General features: G+C 76.8%; 1 protein-coding gene. It reads right to left on the minus strand.

The features are described from left to right. Positions 1-1,299: condensation domain-containing protein (locus ACFV9O_RS40515; RefSeq protein ID WP_385428121.1), on the minus strand; the 1,299-nt coding region annotated here is incomplete at both ends.

Here is a 1,299-nt window from a genome sequence, read left to right on the forward strand (position 1 = left end):
GGGTGGCGCGGCCGGCCGACGGGTCGGCGCTGTGCCGGACGATCTCGCGCAGTGCCGCGGCGGTCTCCTCGGCGAGCGTGCGCACGGTGGCCTCGTCGTGCACGCCCGGGGAGTGCACCCACTCCACGGCGAGCCGCCCGTCCTCCACCCGGGCCACCACGTCGAGGAGGAACGGCCGGCGCCGCGTGGGGTCCTCGGTGAGCTGGACACCCGAACCGCCCTGGACCAGGGGCCCGTCGGCGCCCGCCGAGTCGAACCGGCCGAGGTAGTTGAAGCTCACCTCGGGCAGGCCCCCCGCCACCCGGCCGTCGGCGGGCTCTCCGGGCGCGCCGCCGGACAGGTACCGCAGGGCGCCGAAGCCCACTCCGCGGCCGGGGACGGCGCGTAGCTGCTCCTTGACGGAGGGGAGCGTCACGTCCCAGCCGTCCTCGGGGCCGACCGAGAGCGCCACCGGGTAGAGCGAGGTGAACCAGCCGACGGTACGGGTCAGGTCGACGTCGTCGAAGAGTTCCTCGCGGCCGTGGCCCTCCATCGCGACCAGGGTGCGGCGCCGCCCCGTCCAGCGGGCGAGCGCCCGGCCGCAGGCGGCGGCCAGCAGAGTCTCCACCCCCGTGTGGTACGCGGCCGAGGCCCGCCGCAGCAGGCTGCCGGTCTCCTCGGCGGACAGCTTCACGGTGACGCTCCGGGCGGCGCCCGCCAGGCGCGGGCCCTCGCCGTCGCGGGGCAGCGCGGGGCCCGGCGCGGCGGCCTTCTCCCAGTAGCCGGCCTCGGCGTCGAACCCGCCCTTGGCGGTGTGCTCCTCCAGCCTGAGCGCCCAGGCGCGGAACGAGGTCGTCGGCGCCCCCAGGTCGACGGGGTGCCCGGCGGCCGCCTGGTGGTAGGCGGTCTCCAGGTCCTCGGTGAGGATGCGCCAGGAGACGCCGTCGACGACCAGGTGATGGGCGACCAGGCTGAGCCAGGGTTGCGAAGAGGCGCCCCGCTCGCCGTACAGGACGCGGAAGAGCGGGCCGGAGTCGAGGCGGAAGCCGGACTGGGCGTCGGTGAGCAGGGCCTCCCAGGCCGCCTCCTGGTCGGGGGCGGTGGTGAGGTCGTGGACGGTGAGGACCGCCTCGGGGGAGAGCTCCGCCAGGACCAGGCCGGTCCAGCGGCCGGTGCCGGGCTCCTGGGCGTAGACGGCCCGCAACATGCCGTGGCGGGCGAGGAGGGCGCCGACCGCGAGGCGCAGGGCGGCGGGGTCGGTGCCGGGGGCGAGCGTGAAGGACATCGTCATGTCGAAGTGGGCGGGCGCCTCCGGGTGGG

It is taken from the genome of Streptomyces sp. NPDC059909 (assembly GCF_042730885.1).
Taxonomy (GTDB): Bacteria; Actinomycetota; Actinomycetes; order Streptomycetales; family Streptomycetaceae; genus Streptomyces.